Annotated in this window: 17 protein-coding genes and 1 riboswitch; of the genes, 10 read left to right on the top strand and 7 right to left on the bottom strand. The window is 42.7% G+C overall.

Going from position 1 to position 17,432, the window contains the following annotated elements; translation table 11 throughout:
* Positions 1-136: 136 nt before the first annotated feature.
* From CARFE_RS16115 to CARFE_RS0101450, 5 genes are all read left to right on the top strand, one after another.
* On the top strand, positions 137-292 hold the full coding sequence (locus CARFE_RS16115; protein WP_154652701.1) for a hypothetical protein: 156 nt from the start codon (positions 137-139) through the stop codon (positions 290-292).
* Between the two features lie 94 nt (positions 293-386).
* The gene (locus CARFE_RS13870) at positions 387-1,259 is read left to right on the top strand and encodes a DMT family transporter (RefSeq protein ID WP_034541418.1); all 873 of its coding nucleotides are present in this window, start codon (positions 387-389) and stop codon (positions 1,257-1,259) included.
* Positions 1,260-1,271: 12 nt separating this feature from the next.
* A complete protein-coding gene (mgsA, locus tag CARFE_RS0101460; RefSeq protein ID WP_028051482.1) occupies positions 1,272-1,634 on the top strand; it encodes a methylglyoxal synthase in 363 nt (120 codons plus the stop codon).
* A 13-nt stretch (positions 1,635-1,647) separates the two neighbouring features.
* Positions 1,648-2,460, top strand: coding sequence for an arginase family protein (locus tag CARFE_RS15415; RefSeq protein WP_028051481.1), 813 nt, complete (start codon positions 1,648-1,650; stop codon positions 2,458-2,460).
* 162 nt (positions 2,461-2,622) lie between these two features.
* The gene (locus CARFE_RS0101450; protein WP_028051480.1) at positions 2,623-3,138 is read left to right on the top strand and encodes a hypothetical protein; all 516 of its coding nucleotides are present in this window, start codon (positions 2,623-2,625) and stop codon (positions 3,136-3,138) included.
* Between the two features lies 1 nt (position 3,139).
* Here the strand turns inward: CARFE_RS0101450 and aroH are convergent, their stop codons facing one another.
* From aroH to CARFE_RS0101435, 3 genes are read right to left on the bottom strand one after another with little or no spacing between them, the layout of a single operon-like run.
* Positions 3,140-3,505 (bottom strand): chorismate mutase, encoded by a 366-nt coding sequence (gene aroH, locus CARFE_RS0101445; RefSeq protein ID WP_011343407.1) that lies wholly within the window; start codon positions 3,503-3,505, stop codon positions 3,140-3,142.
* A 4-nt stretch (positions 3,506-3,509) separates the two neighbouring features.
* Positions 3,510-4,595 carry a prephenate dehydrogenase gene (locus CARFE_RS13860; RefSeq protein WP_051250101.1) on the bottom strand — a complete coding sequence of 362 codons (1,086 nt, stop codon included), beginning with the start codon at positions 4,593-4,595 and terminating at the stop codon, positions 3,510-3,512.
* The gene (locus CARFE_RS0101435; protein ID WP_011343409.1) at positions 4,592-5,602 is read right to left on the bottom strand and encodes a bifunctional 3-deoxy-7-phosphoheptulonate synthase/chorismate mutase; all 1,011 of its coding nucleotides are present in this window, start codon (positions 5,600-5,602) and stop codon (positions 4,592-4,594) included. Before CARFE_RS0101435 ends, CARFE_RS13860 begins: the two co-directional genes overlap by 4 nt.
* 430 nt (positions 5,603-6,032) lie before the next feature.
* Between CARFE_RS0101435 and CARFE_RS0101430 the strand changes: the two genes are divergently transcribed.
* The 4 genes from CARFE_RS0101430 to cobT all read left to right on the top strand — a co-directional run bounded on the left by CARFE_RS0101430 (position 6,033) and on the right by cobT (position 11,594).
* Positions 6,033-8,708, top strand: a complete 2,676-nt coding sequence (locus tag CARFE_RS0101430; protein ID WP_028051479.1) for a molybdopterin-dependent oxidoreductase — start codon at positions 6,033-6,035, stop codon at positions 8,706-8,708.
* 11 nt (positions 8,709-8,719) lie between these two features.
* Positions 8,720-9,316, top strand: a complete 597-nt coding sequence (locus tag CARFE_RS0101425; RefSeq protein ID WP_028051478.1) for a 4Fe-4S dicluster domain-containing protein — start codon at positions 8,720-8,722, stop codon at positions 9,314-9,316.
* Positions 9,317-9,329: 13 nt separating this feature from the next.
* Positions 9,330-10,205: an NrfD/PsrC family molybdoenzyme membrane anchor subunit gene (gene nrfD / locus CARFE_RS0101420; RefSeq protein ID WP_028051477.1), complete on the top strand. Its 876-nt coding sequence runs from the start codon at positions 9,330-9,332 to the stop codon at positions 10,203-10,205.
* Positions 10,206-10,259: 54 nt separating this feature from the next.
* A riboswitch (cobalamin riboswitch) is annotated at positions 10,260-10,436 on the top strand.
* 96 nt (positions 10,437-10,532) lie between these two features.
* Positions 10,533-11,594 (top strand): nicotinate-nucleotide--dimethylbenzimidazole phosphoribosyltransferase, encoded by a 1,062-nt coding sequence (gene cobT / locus CARFE_RS0101410; protein WP_028051476.1) that lies wholly within the window; start codon positions 10,533-10,535, stop codon positions 11,592-11,594.
* 46 nt (positions 11,595-11,640) lie between these two features.
* Here cobT and hemG read toward each other — a convergent pair whose 3' ends face one another.
* The 3 genes from hemG to hemE are packed head-to-tail and all read right to left on the bottom strand — an operon-like array spanning position 11,641 to position 14,963.
* Positions 11,641-13,026, bottom strand: coding sequence for a protoporphyrinogen oxidase (gene hemG, locus CARFE_RS0101405; protein ID WP_028051475.1), 1,386 nt, complete (start codon positions 13,024-13,026; stop codon positions 11,641-11,643).
* Positions 13,027-13,028: 2 nt separating this feature from the next.
* Positions 13,029-13,907 (bottom strand): ferrochelatase, encoded by an 879-nt coding sequence (gene hemH, locus CARFE_RS0101400; protein WP_028051474.1) that lies wholly within the window; start codon positions 13,905-13,907, stop codon positions 13,029-13,031.
* A gap of 3 nt (positions 13,908-13,910) precedes the next feature.
* Positions 13,911-14,963, bottom strand: a complete 1,053-nt coding sequence (gene hemE, locus CARFE_RS0101395; RefSeq protein ID WP_028051473.1) for a uroporphyrinogen decarboxylase — start codon at positions 14,961-14,963, stop codon at positions 13,911-13,913.
* Between the two features lie 177 nt (positions 14,964-15,140).
* On the opposite strand from hemE, the gene CARFE_RS0101390 reads away from it, so the two are divergent.
* Positions 15,141-16,403 (top strand): methylaspartate ammonia-lyase, encoded by a 1,263-nt coding sequence (locus CARFE_RS0101390; protein ID WP_028051472.1) that lies wholly within the window; start codon positions 15,141-15,143, stop codon positions 16,401-16,403.
* Between the two features lie 352 nt (positions 16,404-16,755).
* Here the strand turns inward: CARFE_RS0101390 and CARFE_RS0101380 are convergent.
* Positions 16,756-17,432, bottom strand: a 677-nt coding sequence (locus tag CARFE_RS0101380; RefSeq protein WP_028051471.1) for an IS110 family RNA-guided transposase, incomplete at its 5' end; no start/stop codon positions are given.

The raw sequence follows: 17,432 nt of genomic DNA, 5'->3' as shown, positions 1-17,432 counted from the left end.
CCCGATAAATGTCCCTGAATTTAAAAAACAGCTCCCGCTTTAGTTCTTGCAAGGGAACTTAGGCGGTATAAGCTAAGGTTTTAAAAGAACAGGAAGCTCTAATTTAAGATAACGATGGGTAGCGGTTAAGGCATATATGGAAGCAAATATTGAGCTTTTGATGCTGGCAGAAAAAGGGCAGCAAACAAGCAGGGTATGTCGGAAATCTAAAGAAAGGGTTTTAAAAGTTTTTAAAAAACAAATAAGAGCTTGTGGAGAAAAAAGACAAGCAAAAAGCGGGGCTGTTCTTTAAATCCCTCCACCGGTGGCCGAAAAGCCACCTTTTTTTATTATTTTTTTTAAATAAAGAAATGGTATAATTAATTCTAAAAACGGAGGTTTTGGGAGTGGGGGATAACGAACGAATAAAGGGATTGGTTTTGGCGATTTTGGCTACTTCTTTGTGGGGTATAAACGGTACCGTTACCCGCTACTTATTGATTAACAATTTAGATCCGGTGGTTTTGGTACAGATAAGACTTACCGTAAGCGCTCTTTTGCTGTTTATTTTGCTTTTTATTTTAAAAATCAATGTGAAAATTAGTAGAGATGATATAGTCTCCTTACTTATCTTAGGAATTTTTGGCTTATCGCTGGTGCAAATGACGTATTTTTATACCATAAGCTTGACTAATGTAGCAACAGCGGTCTTTTTACAGTATCTGTCACCGGTATTTGTAGCCCTTTACGGTATCTTTTTTAAAGCAGAAGAAATTACCGGAAGCAAACTTACCGCTATTGGTATGTCGCTCTTAGGAAGTTTTCTGATAGTAACCCAGAATGGTGAGATAAGACTACCTTTTATGGGTTTACTTTCGGGTTTGCTATCGGCTTTATCCCAAAGCTTTTATATTATTTACGGTAAAAAAGTTTTAAACCGCTTTAGTCCTATAACGGTATTGGCATACGGCTGGCTTTTTGGAGCAGTTTTTTGGTGGCTTTTAATTCCCCCAAACAAAGCTTTAATGCACCAGGTTTTTACCTTGAGAGATGTTTTTGGAATATCGTATGTAATTATTTTTGCAACCGTTATTCCCTTTTTATTGTATTTTGAAAGCCTGAAGTATTTAAACTCCACTACCATGAGTGTGGTAAGTCTGGTTGAACCGGTGGTAGCGGTAATAGTGGCTTATCTTGTTTTAGGGGAAAAGTTAACGCCACTTTCCACCCTTGGTGCTGTTTTAATTTTGTTTGCCATTTATAAAATTACCAGAAGTTAAAGGAGGATTTTGATGAAAGTTGCTTTAATAGCCCACGACGATAAAAAAGATGATCTTCTTGCTTTTGTAAAAACCCACCGGGAGTTTTTTGCCCGCCATGAACTTTTTGCCACCGGAACAACAGGGAAAATTATTTCGGAAAATACGGGGCTGACGGTCCACCGTTTTTTGTCCGGGCCCCTTGGGGGAGATCAACAAATTGGAGCTATGGTAGCGGCGGGAGAGATTAAACTGGTAATTTTCTTTCGCGATCCCTTAACGGCTCAACCTCATGAGCCGGATATAACAGCTCTTTTACGGGTATGTGACGTTCATAATGTGCCAATTGCCACCAACTGGAGCAGTGCCGAATTGTTTTTACGAGCCTTAAATTAAAAGAGGGATGGTAATGGGTTTGATTTTTAAAGATGTAGGGGTTATTGACCTGGACGGAAGCGTTACGCTCCAGGAAAACCTTTTACTAAAATTCAAACCCAAAATTATCAGTTTACCCCCGGAAAGTAACTTAAAAATTGTGACAAGTCTCGAAAATTACCAGGCGGTCTGTCAAAAACTTAGCAATACCGTTTATGGCGTGAATTTTTGCGGCCTGGGGGAATTTCACCACCTTGCCTATTACTTAATTAAAAGAGTTCCGATTCAGGAAGTAGCGGTAGTGGTTTTTGACAACCATCCAGATTTACTCCCTACTTTTCCCGGATATATTTCTTGCGGTTCCTGGCTTTTAAATGTTGCTGAGTTAAAAAAGGTTGTGCAAATAATAGTAGTAGGAGTTACAGAAATTTCGGGTTTAAAAAGCGCTCCGCCTACCTCGGTTAGAGAAAAAATTATCCTTTTTCTTCCCCAAACTCAGAAGAAGAAAATTAAAAAAGCGACAATTCCGGTAAGATACTACGATGAAAACAATCTCTGGACGGAAATCCATAAAAGCTTAAAAGTTAAGGATATTTATATAAGTATAGACAAAGATGTCCTTCACCCTCTTGATGCGGTTACCACCTGGGAGCAGGGAGAATTAAGATTAAACCAATTACTTTCTGCGTTAGCGATGTTGAAAGAAAAATATAAAATTTGGGGCATTGACATTTGTGGAGAATACGGGAGCGAACTTCTTAAAATTCAGCGGATAGGGGAGAGGTGGGCTACATCGCAAAACGAAAGGGCAAACCTTGAAATATTAGAGATTTTACTGGGAGAATAAAAATAAAGTACCCCTTTACAGGGGTATTTAATGGGGTAGGTTATGGCATCTCTTTAATAATGTACACTGAAAATGTTAATAATACTCTGTGGTAAAAGTTAAAATAAAGTTAAAAAAGGTTATGCAAAAAGAAAAATCAGAAGAATAAAGGGTGATAAACAAATGTATTTTGAAAATTTTCAGCTTAGAAGTTATGATTATAACTTTGTGAAAGAGTTTATTGAAGCGAGGAAAAAAGATAGTCAGGTTATTATGTTACCGCAAAGGGGAGAATGGATAACAATTTTATTTGAAGATTCAGCAATAGGGGAAAAAATAATAATGGAGTTAACTAATGAACTGCAAACGAAAGCGTTTTTTCTTGAATCGGATGGTGATAAAAGCTGGAGCTTTATTCTGTATTCTGACGGCAAAGTGGTGGATGAATATTACAACGATCCGATTGCCGGTTTTGAGCCGGAAGATTACGACCGGGAACAGTTAAAGGAAATTTATGAAGCTATTCTTACCCCTCACAGTACTTTTGCAGATTTTTTGGAGTTTTTACAAGGGAAAAATAAATTAAGTAAAAAAACTATGGAAAAATTTGCTTCCTTTTTTGGCTTAAAGGATGTGGAAGTCTCCTATGAACAATTTTATGACCGGGTAGAGGAGTTACAGGGAGCAATTATTTTTTAGCTTACCAGTCCGGGCGTAAAACTTTCGCTCCTTCAAGGTAAAGGTGCTGAACCTTCTGGTTTTCGGGTAGATAAGTAAGGATGAGAACACGGATTACTTTCTCTAAGCTTCCCGGTACGTCCATTTCCTGAGCACAAAGCAGGGGTATCTCTGTAAGACCGGCTTTGCGTGCCGCAGTAGCTGGAAATTGGGCGTTTAAATCGGGAGTGGCAGTAAAAAAAATGGAGATAATTTTTTCCTTTTGAAGACTATTTTTCGACATTATTTCGGCCAACAATTTTTTTGTTTGGCGTTCAATAGCCTCTGGCGAATTTTCCGGAACGGTTATTGCCCCGCGAATGCCTTTTACTACTTCCAAGGTTTCCACCTCCTTAACGTAAAACCGGCCTATACCCTTCTTTTTCTAAAAGGGAAAAAGCTTTTTGCCGTTCTTCAAAGGTAGCAAAGGAAAGCTTTAAGACTCCTCCGTCGCCCTCCCGGGCTTTTAATATTTCTATATCTTTAATGTTTATGTTAAAGCGGGCTAATAGCCCGGTTACTTTAGCGAGCATTCCAGGGCGATCGGGAATATTGGCGGTAAGGTCATAAAGGGGTAAAAGATAGCCCTTGCCATTTTGGTTTAAATTTGTCCGGAATTCCTGGCCTTCTTTTAAAAAAGCGCTGATCTCGTTTTTATTTCCCGCCATAAGTAAATTTTTAAGAGTAAGAAGCTCCCCAATAAATAAATCGATACTTTTGGCCACTTCTTCACGGTTGTATAATAAGATTTCGCTCCATAGTTCGGGGCTTGAGGCCGCGATGCGCGTGAGGTCCCGAAAGCCTCCGGCAGCAAGTTTCATTAACAATTCGTTGTCTTCTTCCTTTTGGCACATCCGGCATAACGAATAAGCAATGGCATGAGGCAAATGGCTTAATTGGGCGGTTATCCGGTCGTGGGTTGTAACATCGCTGACAATTACCAGAGCTCCTATTTTCTCCAAAAGCCCTTTGAGCTTGGTGACCGTATCCTCGGGCGCGTCCGGACCGGGAATTAAAAAATAGTAGCTGTTTTCAAAAAGGAAACGGTGACCGGCCTGATAACCTCCTCTTTCCATTCCCGTTAAAGGATGACCGCCGATAAAATTTTTAGCATTATTTAATTTTTCCCGGGCAGTTTGCATAATTTCTCCTTTAATGCTAACGGTATCGGTAATTATGGTCTCGGGCTTTAAAAAATTTAAAGCCGGTATGAGCTGCAATGTTGTTTCAGGCGGAGTTGCCAAAAAAACGACATCGCAGGAAGTCAGGAGATTTAAATCGGAATGGTTATTAACAATTACTTTTTCCCTGTAAGCAAGTTCAACATACTGCGAATTTGTATCGATACCGTAAACCTGGTAACCGAGGTAGCTAAAAGCCCGAGCAAGACTGCCGCCTATTAGGCCAAGCCCTACGATACCGATTTTCATTTCCCTCATTTAAACCCCTCCAGAACCTGTTGTAAAGTATTTAACTCGGCATAAAGCGTGGAAAACTCGGAAAAATTAAGAGACTGAGGGCCATCCGATAAAGCTTTTTCCGGTTCTGGATGAACTTCAATCATCAGGCCATCGGCGCCAAGGGCTAAAGCGGCCCGGGATAAGGGTAAAATTAATTCCCTTTTGCCCGTGGCGTGGCTGGGGTCCACGATTACCGGGAGGTGTGATAATTGCTTCACCAAAGCAACCGCACTTAAATCAAGGGTGTTACGGGTAGCAGTTTCGAAAGTTCTGATTCCCCGTTCGCATAAGATAACCTTTTGATTTCCGCCGGACAGGAGGTATTCGGCAGCTAAAAGCCACTCTTCAATAGTGGCGGATAAACCTCTTTTTAAGATTACGGGATTTTCTACCTGGGAGAGCTCTTTTAAAAGGGCAAAGTTTTGCATGTTTCGAGCGCCTACCTGGAGGATGTCGATTCTTTCGGCAACAAATTCTACATCTTTGGCTTCTAACACTTCCGTTACGGTAATGAGACCGTATTCCTGGCCGATTTCCTGTAAAATGATTACGCCTTCCTCACCCAGTCCCTGAAACGAGTAAGGAGAAGTTCGGGGTTTAAAGGTACCTCCGCGTAAAAACTTAATTCCCTTATCTTTTAAGAATTGAGCTACTGCTTTTAAACTTTCTCTACTCTCTACAGCACAGGGACCCGCGATGATGGTAAAATTACCGGAACCTATCGTTTCCCCCTTAATATTAATTTCCGTTTTTTCCCGAAATTCTTTGCTGGCAAGTTTATAAGGCTTTAAAATTGGGACTAAAGTATCTACTCCGGGCATTAACTCAAGGTTTAAATCGGCTAAGTTCCTCTTATCGCCGATAATGCCAATAATGGTTCTTTCTACCCCTTCGGAAAGGTGGGGGGTAAACCCGGATGCTAAGAGTTTCTTTCTAACGGCCTCAATTTGCTCGCGGGTAGCGGATTTTTTAAAAACCACAATCATAAATAAAAAACCTCCCTTGGAAAATTTTGCAGGGAGGAAGGGTGAAAAGGAAAAAAACTCCCTAAGGGAGTATAAAAAATTATTCTCCCTTCCTACCATCCTGCTATGTCCTGCAATCTAACCTACCCATCCATCCTACTAAACTACAAAAAACAATACCAATTTTTCTGGTATTATAAAACATTTTTTCTCGAATAACAATAGGGGGTAACAAATTTTTTTAAGAAATTAATTTTAAAATTGCTCAATTGTAGCGTAAAATTAATAAAATATTATCAAATAATGCGAAAAAAGAGGTTTATCGTTAAAAAAACAAGAAATAGCGAAAATATACACAAGAATTTACGAAATAACCTTTTGCTCTTGACTGTTAAATAAAGTATTCTAAAAGAGACGATTTATAGTTTAAAATAAGGGGGTTTTTTGTTGCATGAATCCAAGAAAGGTGGAGGAAGTTAAAAAGAAACAGGGATCTTCTTCAAGGGAGGTGGAGTGGGTACCAACAATTTGCAACTTTTGTTCTACCGTCTGCAACCTCAAAGTAGGGGTAAAAGAGGTTAACGGGAAAAAAGTTGCGGTAAAAATTGAGGGAAATGAAAATAGCCCTCTAAACCGGGGTAAAGCCTGTGCCCGGGGACAGGCCGGTTTTCGCCAGACCTACGACCAGGCCAGGCTTACTACACCTCTAATTCGGGTTCCAGGAAGTAAACGGGGTGAATGGAATTTTAAGCCCGCCACCTGGGAAGAAGCTTACAGCTACATAATGCAAAAAATGCAGGAACACCAGATTATGCCCTGGGAAATTACCATGATGGGTGGATGGACTTCCTGTGTTTTTTACATGCCTTTAGCTTTGGGCTTTGCCATTGCTAACGGTATCCCCAACATCGTAGCTGCTCCTATGCAGCAGTGTGTAGCCAGCGGTCATTTGGGCACCGATATGGTCACCGGTAACTTTAACGTCCACGATGAAGTTTTAGCGGATTTTGAAAATGCCAGATATATTATCTTTTCTATGACCAATTCCGGAGTTGCTGCTGCTTCCACCAGCCGCCTGGTTCGATTGGCGGAGGCTAAAAAACGCGGGGCAAAAATTGTCGTTTTGGATCCCAGGCTTTCAGAACTGGCGGCTAAAGCTGATGAGTGGCTTCCTATCAAACCCGGAACTGACAGCGCCTTTTTCCTGGCTATGATTCACGTTATCCTGCGGCGCGGACTTTTTGAACGGGAATATGTGGTAAAGCATACCAATATGCCGTTTTTAATGGTTGAACATCAGGGGATGTTTGTACCTTTAATGGAGCAAAACGAGCAGGGATACCCCAAAGCCTTTTTTGTTTATGATGAAATTTCCGGGGAAATCCGGAAAATTCCTGGTTACTTTAACCACAATTATACCGATGTTGATGGCAAGGGAATTCGGCCGGTTTTAACCTTACCGGAAGGTGTAACCTTTAACGGCCAGAAATTGAAAACTGTTTTTGAACTTTTAATAGAACAATCAGCTCCTTATACTCCAGAGTGGGCTTCTGAAGAAACCGGAATACCTGCCGAAACCATTGAGAGAATTGCGGTGGAGTTTGGTACGATTAGACCGGCAATGATGGATCCCGGCTGGCACGGTGCGCGCTATGAAAACGTTATTAATACCCGGCGACTTCAGGCGATGCTGCAGGCGTTAGTAGGTGGTATCGATACCGTTGGCGGCTGGCTAATGTCTGCCGAATACCGGGAAAAAATCATGCTGGCGATGGAGAAAATGAAAGCCGGGGATGAAGGTCCGGTACTGTACCTTCCGGGAATCCAATTTCCCTTAAAAGCTTCAGGAATCCTTTTTGATCCTAATTCCTGGTATCATGGCCATCCCCATTATGCTATTGCCAAGGTTATGCAGGATAAAGCCGAAGGCAAGGAAACTATCGTTTTCCCCGCTTTTTCCGATTACGGTTTAAAAGAGGCGGTAGAAGGGAAATTAATGTTTAACGGTGAACCGTACCGCATTAAAGCAATTATCTTAAATGCATCCAACCCTATTCGCCATTACTATCCTGAAAGCCGCTGGCAGGAAATTCTGACTAATCCCAATTTGGCCCTTGTGGTGGCTATTGACGTGCTGCCCTCAGATACGACCTTATATGCTGATGTTATTTTACCTAACTTAAACTACATCGAACGGGATGAGCCGTTTATTTACGGGGCCGGACCATCACCGGATCTCGCTTACACCACCCGGTTTAAAGCGGTAGATGGACCGGAACAGGCTAAAGGTACTACCGATATTTTATTTGAATTTGCTATAGGCTTTGGTAATTTGGAAAAATTCATGGCTACCGTTGCGGCTTTGGCTGGTTTTGACCATGAAGATATCAAGCAGGAAGTGGGCAAGGCTTTGGAAGGAAAACAAACCTTTACCCGGGCCATGCGCAACGTTTCGTTTAAACATTATGCCAAGATGCTAAAAACTACTCCGGAAAAACTCGAAAAGGAAATGCGGGAAAAAGGGGTTATTTTGGTAGAAACCAAGGAGCATTTAATGGAGCATGGAACCCTTTTAAAACACCTGCCGGTTCCCACCATGTCCGGGCGGCTGGAGTTCTACTCCTACTTAATGGCCGGTTTCGTCCAAATGTACGGTTATCAGAAAAACTGGGACCCGGGACTTGTTTATATTCCGCCGGAAACAAAAGATGTAAAACTTGCGGCCAACGAGTTTCATTTTATTTACGGTAAAGTACCAACGGTGTCATATGCTTCTACCAACTCCAATAACCCCCTTTTAATGGCTTTGTCGAAAGTAAAAGGCGGGAAGTTTTTAGGGGTCTGGGTTAACCGGAAAAAAGGTAAGAGTTTAAATTTAAAAGATGGTGATGTGGTGGTACTGGAAAACGCCCAAAATCCGGAGTATTCTGCGAAAGCGGTAGTGTTTTTAACGGAAATGATTAGGCCGGATACCGTATTTATTTCGTCAAGCTTTGGTACCAAAAACCCCCTGTTAGAAAACGCAGCGGGAATGGGTATTCCTTTAAATAATTTAGTTCCGTATAAAGTAGAACCTTTTGTGACCGGTTTTAAGTCTCAGGAATTTACCGTTAGGATAATAAAGTAAGGAGGAGAACAATGGCACGCTACGGAATGGTAATTGACCTTCGAACCTGCGTCGGCTGTCAGGCCTGCAGTGCCGCCTGTGCCACCGAAAATCAGACGCCCTACTGGTCCGATAAGTGGCGCACCCGGGTGCTGGATATCGAAAAAGGTGAATATCCCAATACCGGCCGGCATTTTGTACCAACAATTTGTATGCACTGCGAAGAACCGGCTTGTTTAACCATCTGTCCATCTCAGGCAACTTTCCGGGATGAAAACGGCAGCATTCTGGTAAATTATGATACCTGTCTTGGTTGTAAAGCCTGCATGGCGGCCTGCCCCTATGGGGCCCGGTATGTTTACGATAAGAACGATGTTGCCAAAAACCGGGAAATTCACGGGGAACTTTCACAACATAAAGTGGTGCATATTGACAAGTGTACTTTTTGCTTTGACCGGGTAGAAAGAGGCCTGGAACCGGCTTGCGTGTCAACCTGTCCGGCTCATGCCAGGATTTTTGGGGACTTAGATGATCCGCACAGTGAAGTGGCCAAACTGGTGGCTTCAGGAATTGCCAAGCCTTTAAGACCGGATTTAAATACCAAACCCAAGGTCTTTTACATTTACTAAGGGGGGATGGCCGATGTCAGTTGAAAATAGTCTGCCTTTTGAACGTCAGGAAGCTTATGAATGGCCTTTAGCGGTATACTTGCTGCTGGGAGGTATTGGCGGGGCGTTTATTTCTCTTTCGTTTATTTTGCATTACCTTTTTAGCTGGTCGCCAGTTGGCAATTACGGCATGCTTATTGGGATGGGACTTTTTGCCTTGGCGGGTTTGACCCTTCTTTTTCTTGACTTAGAGCGGCCGCTGAATGCGATATATTCTTTAAATAATATTAAAACCTCCGGGATTTCCTGGGACGTAGTCTTAATTGCTTTAAGTTTTGGCGGTGCATTGTTATACGTTTTGCCGTTTTACGTTTCTATACCGGTCTTGGAAAGCTTACGGCTTTTGTTTGGCGGTATAGGAGCTTTAGCCGGATTCTTATTTCCGGTGATTTCCGGCGGATTAATTTCTGCTCCGGTATCGGTGCCGCTATGGCATACTCCTCTTTTGCCTGTGCTGTTTTTAATAAATAGTTTTGGAGTTGCTTTTGCAGCGATACCGGCTTTGTTTGGCCCGGCTAATAATGGGTCAACGTTTACCTTTAACCTGGTAGTGTTTATGGCAAATTTGGTGATTTCGGGAGGTTTCATTGCTTTTTACGAGCATGCCCATAACGGCCCGGTAGAAGCCTGGTACGGTTTTCAGGAAATGTGGAAGAAATTTAATTTTCAAGTGGGCCTTTTAATTGTGGGTTTACTTTTTCCGTTAATTCTTAGCGGTTATATGTTCTTTACCGGAAACTTTTTGTCCTGGGGATTTGGGGCCCTTGCGGTTGCTCAACTAATTGGTGGCTTTGCTTTAAGAAACTGCCTGTTAAAACACGGTTATCTGACCTATCCCTGGCCGTATTAAATTTTATAAAAAAAGAGGAATTTTCAAATTAATAGCGAATATAAAACCAAGAAAATTTCATAAACGCCTTTTGGTGCCCCATCAGGGGAGAATAGGGAAGTCAGGTGCAAGTCCTGCGCGGTCCCGCCGCTGTAACCGGAGAGCCGATAAAACCACTGCTTTTTGCGGGAAGGTTTTATCAAAGGGCAATGACCCGGAAGCCAGAAGACCTGCCAAAAGGTGGAGCTTTAGCGGTACGGCGATACCGCTTTAAGCGTGGGTGATGGTAAAGCCCACAGCAGTAGAACTGCTGTGGGCTTTTTAAATTATAAAAGGGGGAGATGAACTATGTTAACGGAAGTTTTAAACCAGATTGGGGAGCTTTACCCGGAGCCTATGGAAAAAGCAAAGCGGCACTTAGACAGCCTGATCAAACCGCCGGGAAGCCTTGGAGTCCTGGAGGAAATGGCGGTAAAATTAGCCGGGATTACCGGAGAGCTTGCGCCGAATTTAAGCAGGAAAACGGTGGTAGTTATGGCCGGCGACCACGGAATAACCGAACATGGGGTGAGCGTTGCTCCCGTGGAAGTAACAGCCCAGATGACCCGCTGTTTTCTTGAAGGTATAGCGGGAATTAACGTTTTATCCCGGCATACCGGGGTAGAAGTTAAGGTTGTAGATATGGGAGTCAGGGCGGAGCTTAACTTACCCGGGCTTATCGTTAAAAAAGTACGTTCCGGTACGTCTGACTTTACCCAAGGCCCGGCCATGACACGGGAGGAAGCCCTACAAGCCATAATGGCCGGGGTAGAGGTTGCCCGGGATTTAATCGCTCAAGGAAGCAAGGTTTTAATTACCGGGGATATGGGCATCGGCAATACTACACCTTCGGCAGCGATTTTAGCGGTTTTAATGGATATTCCCGTAGAGCAGGCGGTAGGTCGGGGAACGGGGATTAAAGCTGAAATCTTACAAAAGAAAATAGAGGTAATCAAAAAAGGGTTAAGGATTAATCAGCCGGATAAAAACGATGCGGTTGATGTCCTTGCTAAAGTTGGCGGTTTTGAAATTGGTGGCCTTGCTGGCCTAATATTAGGGGCAGCAGCCCGGAGGGTGCCGGTAGTTATAGATGGGTTTATTTCTTCCGCGGCGGCAATGTTAGCCGTTTCTCTAAATTCAAAGACTAAAAACTTCCTTTTTCCTTCCCACTTATCCGACGAACCGGGCCATAAGCTGATGATGGAATACCTGGGGTTAACCCCTTATCTTCATCTAAAGATGCGCCTTGGGGAAGGAACCGGGGGAGTTTTTGGAGCCTTTTTCCTGGAAGCCGCTACCAAAGTCATGCGGGAAATGGGAAGTTTTGCATCGAGCGAAGTTTCAGCCTTACTGGAAGAAAGAATGGCTTAAAAGCAATTATTAAAGAAAAAAGAGGGTGTAAGTTTGGCACCCTCTTTTACTTATTTAAAAGATTTCTTACCGCCTCCCGGCCGCTTTTAATACAATCGGGAACTCCGATTCCCCGGTAGGAGCTACCGGCTAAAGCAAGTCCCGGCATTTCAAAAACCAACTCCTCGATTTTGGCAAGTCTCTCTAAATGACCAACCTTATACTGGGCCATCCCCCTGGGCCAGCGGAAAATTTCGTAAAAAAGGGGTTTAGCTGTAACACCGAGGATATCTTTTATTTCCGCTAAAACCAGTTCGACCATCTCTTTTTCCGGTAAAAAGACATCGTTCTGGTTGGTAGCTCCCCCTAAAAAACCCCGGACTAAAAGATAGCTATCATCGGGTACCCGGTAGCTCCACTTTACAGAACTATAAGTTAAGGCCATTAAATGTCGTTTTTCTATCCTGGGAACTACAAAGCCAAAGGTATTTACTTTAAAAGGCCAGTCTTCTTTTCTATAGGCTAAAGTGATTGTAGCGGAAGAGGCAAAGCCGGTCTGGGCTAAAAGTTCAGCCAGGTCTTTATTTATCTCTTCCAAAAGTTCTGCCGCATTATAAGCGGGCACTGCCAGGATAACGTGCTTACTTTCAATTATTTCCCCATCAGTTAAATAGGTCCGGTATTTTCCCTTTTGATAGGTAACCTTAACGGCTTTTTTGCCGGTAAAAAGTTTGTAGTCGGGAAGATTTTTAACAATATTCTCGGCAAGTTCTCCCATACCCTTTTGAAAGCTCATAAAGTAAGTGGTATTAGACTTAGTTTTAGGTCTATTTGAGGAAGCTTTTTTCGCCGCCAGCATTCCCCGGATAAGGCTTCCATATTTCTTTTCCATCTCTACAAAGCGAGGAAAACTTGCCTTAACGCTCATTTCTTCTGGGGTTCCCGCGTGAATCCCACCAATTAAAGGTTCGGCAATTTTTTCTAAAGCTTCCCGGCCAAGACGCCGGGTTACAAAGCTGTAAAGGCTTTCGTCTTCATCATCTCTTTTCCGGGGAATAAACAGGTCCATACCCATGCGGATTTTTCCCGGCCAGGAAATCAATGGGCTTAAAGCAAAGGGGATTATTCTGGTAGGTACCATCATCATTAGTCCTTCCGGTAGCTCGTGAAGCCTTCCGCCGGAGAGAATATAAGTACCTTTAAATTCATCATTGGTACCGATAATTTTATCTTCAAATTTAAGTTCCCGGGCAATTTGAAATACCTGTGGCTTTTCCGAGAGAAAGCAGTCGGGACCACCTTCGATTATAAAACCCTCGCGTTCTATTGTTTTAACTTTACCACCGAAATAATCGTTTTCTTCAATTAAGATAAAATCCTGACCTTCGCGGAATAATTCATAGGCAGCAGCAAGTCCGGCTATACCCCCACCTATTATTAAGAAATCTGGCAATTTTACCCCTCCATTTTTTGTACCAGTTGGTGTAAAGCTTTAATTAATAAAGGATGGTCATTTAAAGCTGGAAGCCTTACGATATTAACAGTGGAAAACTTTTCTTTAAGCTCGATATCTAAATCGTACAGCGTTTCAATATGGTCGGCTACAAAGCCGATGGGATTAACTATAATGTTTTCCACACCCTGGTTTTGCCAGGAAATAATTACATCATCTACTTCCGGTTTTAACCATTCTTCGCCCGATTTTCCCTTGCTTTGAAAGGCATACCTCCAGGGAAAAGGAAAGGTCCGGGCGATTGCTTCCACCGTCTTTAAAAACTCGGCAAAATAGGGGTCGCCCTGCTCTATAGCTTTTTTGGGCAAATTGTGGGCGGTAAAGATGATTCCGGTGTTTTTTGGAGAAAAAGGTTGTAGAGCCGTTGTTAGAAGCTGACGGTGAGCTTCGATGAAATACGGTTCTTCAGCCAGTCCACCTTTAAAATAAAATTTAATTTCCGGGAATTTTTCTTCTAAATTTTTTATTGTTTTTTGATAGGCTCCGGTGGAAACCTGGGAATTAAAAGCGGACATCGGCAGAAAATAAATAGTTTTTGCCCCTTTTTGGACTAAATTAAAAACAACCTCAGGGATTTCCGGCCGCCAGTACTGGTAGGCAAAATCCACTAAAAACTCGGAACCCAGTAAAGTTTTTAAAGCCCTGGCCTGCTGGCTGGTTATTTCCGTTAGCGGGGATTTTCCGCCGATTTTTTCGTAGCGACTCCTGACAGCTGCAATCAGTGCTGGCGGAGGCGTTCGGCCCATGATTCTTTCCATAAAAGGTCCAATGTTTTCCAAACAATCGGGACAGCCAAAGGCCACCAGAACTACGGCTTTCATCTTTTAAGCCTCCAAAAGTTGTTCATAACTTAAACTGCTCAATTCGTGGACTACTTCAACTAAGTATTGGGCGTTTTCCACGGGGGTTTCCTTATGGATGCCATGGCCCAGGTTAAAAATGTGTCCCGGGCGTTTCCCGGCTTTAATTAAAATTTCCTTTACTTTCTGGCGAATTACTTCTTTAGGGGCAAAAAGGGCTACGGGGTCGAGATTACCCTGAACGCCCCGGTTAAAACCAACGGTTTGCCAGGCCCGGTCAAGACTTACCCTCCAGTCAAGGCCAATGACATCGCCGCCGGCAGCAGCTACTAATTCTAACATACTACCGGCATTATTGGCAAAGTGAATGATCGGAACTCCTGTTTCTTTTAGATTGTCAAAAACATATTTGCTGTGAGGTAAAACATACTTTTCGTAGTCTTCCGGGGAAAGGGTTCCTACCCAGGAGTCAAAAACCTGGACCGCCTGGGCTCCTGCCGCAATTTGTGCTTTTAAATACCGAACTGTGGATTCAGCAATTTTTCCTAAAAGCTCATGCCAGGCCTCCGGAGCTTCCCACATTAACCTTTTGCACTGAATATAATTTTTGGAGCCGCCTCCTTCTATAATATAACTGGCCAAAGTGAAAGGGGCTCCGGAAAAGCCGATAAGCGGTACTTTGCCGGCAAGCTCCCGGCGTAAAATTTTTATAGCCTCCAAAACATACGGAACATCTTCTTCAGGAGTAATAACCCGAACTTTTTTCACATCATCTATGGTTCTAACCGGATTGTCAATTACCGGACCTTCGTCTCTGGCAAAACGAAAACCAATGCCCATTCCTTCTAAAGGGAGGAGGATGTCAGCAAATAAGATGGCTGCATCAACTCCAAGCTTTCTTACCGGTTGCAGGGTTACTTCTACAGCCAGTTCGGGAGTTTTACACATTTCCAAAAAAGAATACTTATTTCGTATTTCCATGTATTCTCCCATGTAACGTCCTGCCTGACGCATAAGCCACACCGGCGTATAGGGAGTATTTTCCCGACGGCAAGCTTTTAAGAAAGTATCGTTCATTTCGTTTCTCCTTTCTGCTACCAATTTCACAAATTAATATATATATTCAATATTCTCTTGCTGATTCCTTTATCGAAAAAAGAATTTTTTTTAAATAAGAAGCCTACGCCCTTGCAGGTTTTTTAAAATAAAGTTAAAATTATACTGTATACAATATACAAAACGGGGGCGGTGGCAATGAGAATAAAAGATGTCCTTTTTGTTAAAGGAAGTTCCGGGTTTTATTTTGATGACCAGAAAGCAATAAAGAGCGGTGCTGTCGCCGATGGCTTTACCTATAAAGGGAAGCCTTTAACCCCTGGTTTTTCCCGGGTGCGCCAGGGAGGAGAGGCGGTCTCGATAATGCTTTTCTTGGAAAACGGCGAAATAGCCGTTGGTGATTGCGTGGCGGTACAATATTCAGGGGTAGATGGCCGGGATCCGGTCTTTTTAGCGGAAAATTTTATAGAAGTCCTTGAGGAAGAGATTAAGCCTAAATTAGTAGGGTATAACCTCGTTCGCTTTAGGGAAGCAGCCCGCTATTTTACTACTCTTACCGATAAACAGGGTAAGAGATACCACACTGCTTTACGTTACGGTTTAACTCAGGCCCTCTTAGATGCGGTGGCTAAGATAAACCGTACTACTATGGCCGAAGTAATTGCGGAAGAGTATGGGCTCGACCTTACTTTAAATCCGGTGCCGCTATTTGCCCAGTCGGGGGACGACCGGTATATCAATGCCGATAAAATGATCTTAAAACGGGTTGATGTTCTGCCCCATGGTTTATTTAACCATCCTGCCAAAACCGGGGAGGAAGGGAAAAATTTAACCGAATACGCATTGTGGTTAAAACAAAGAATAAAAACCTTGGGTGACCCCGATTACCTGCCGGTGTTTCACTTTGACGTTTACGGTACCCTGGGAACGGTATTTAATGATAATTTAGACCGGATAGCCGATTACTTAGCAAGACTGGAAGAAAAGGTTGCTCCCCATCCTTTACAAATAGAAGGGCCGGTGGACCTTGGCTCAAAAGAAAGGCAGATTGAAGGACTAAAATACTTGCAGGAAAAACTTATTACTTTGGGAAGTAAGGTGATTATTGTAGCCGATGAGTGGTGTAATAATCTATCTGACATTAAAGAATTTGTTGATGCTGGTGCCGGTGGGATGGTGCAAATTAAATCTCCCGATTTAGGTGGGGTAAACGATATTATCGAAGCGGTTTTATATGCCAAGGAAAAGGGTACCGGTGCCTATTTGGGCGGTAGCTGCAATGAAACCGATGTATCGGCCAAAATTACCGTTCATGTGGGACTTGCTACAGGCCCGGCTCAACTCCTGGTTAAACCGGGGATGGGAGTTGATGAAGGATTAACCATTATGCGTAATGAAATGATGCGGACGCTGGCGATTTTACAGAGAAACAAGGTCACATTTCAGAAAAAAGTTGGTTAACCGGAAGGAAAACCTTCCGGTTTTTTTATTACTTTTTGCAATAATTTCAAGAGATAAAATAACAAAATGGAATTTTACAAATAAAATAAATTAATATAACATAAAAACGGGAGGAAAGGGTCTGGTGGCCCCCGTGGACTGCAAATCCACTGGCCCGAAGTAAACCTTCGGGAGTGAGGTGTGAACCCACTTCCTCCCTCCAGATAAAAATTAAAAGACCTACGGTAATATGTCAAGACCATGAGGTCAAAAATTTTCGAAGTTAAGACTTAAAAAAGGCAATAGAAAACCGTCCTGAATCCAAACAACATGGAAACAAGTAACAAAAATGGAAATTAGGATTTAAAAAATATTAAGCAAGATTCCTCCTTTGCCCCTTGGGCAGATAAAGTTGGTTGCTGCGCAGCAGAGCATCAACCATACGCACTAATTTACGTGCGGTAAGGACTAAAGCACGGCGATGATGGTGAGTTTTGCTTTCCCGGAATTTACGGGAGTAGAACTCACGGTATTCAGGCTCGTACTGACGAACAGAATTAGCAGCCTGAATTAAGTAATAACGCAAATAAGCGTTACCGGTTTTAGTAAGTGGCGTAGTATCAGCTTCAAATTCACCTGACTGATGCTCTCGCCAAGTTAAGCCGGCAAATTTAGCTAAAGCTGAATCATTAGGGAAACGGTGGATATCACCAATTTCAGCAATAATACCGGCGCAGATAACCGGGCCAAGGCCAGGGACAGAATCAAGGGTATGCTTAAAATGGGCTATTTCTTTAGCAATAGCTTTATCAATATTTTTAATTTGTTTTTCTAAAGTTCTAATAGTTTCAAGGCTAGTAGCTAAAATCAAGTTGACAGGTTCCAAAAGGTTACCCCTTAACCTATGAGCATTACGAGCAGCGATTTTTAGTTTTTCAGCAGTAGCTTTAGGATCAGCAAAATGTTTATTACCTTTCTCCACCAAAAAATCAATTAAATCATCAAGCGGTCGAGCCGCAATTTCGTCGGGAGAAAGGAATTCGGTTAAAA

It is taken from the genome of Carboxydothermus ferrireducens DSM 11255 (assembly GCF_000427565.1).
In the GTDB taxonomy this organism is placed as follows: Bacteria; Bacillota; Z-2901; order Carboxydothermales; family Carboxydothermaceae; genus Carboxydothermus; species Carboxydothermus hydrogenoformans.
Note: the sequence above shows the minus strand (reverse complement) of the source record. Positions and strands in the feature narration are given on the sequence as shown.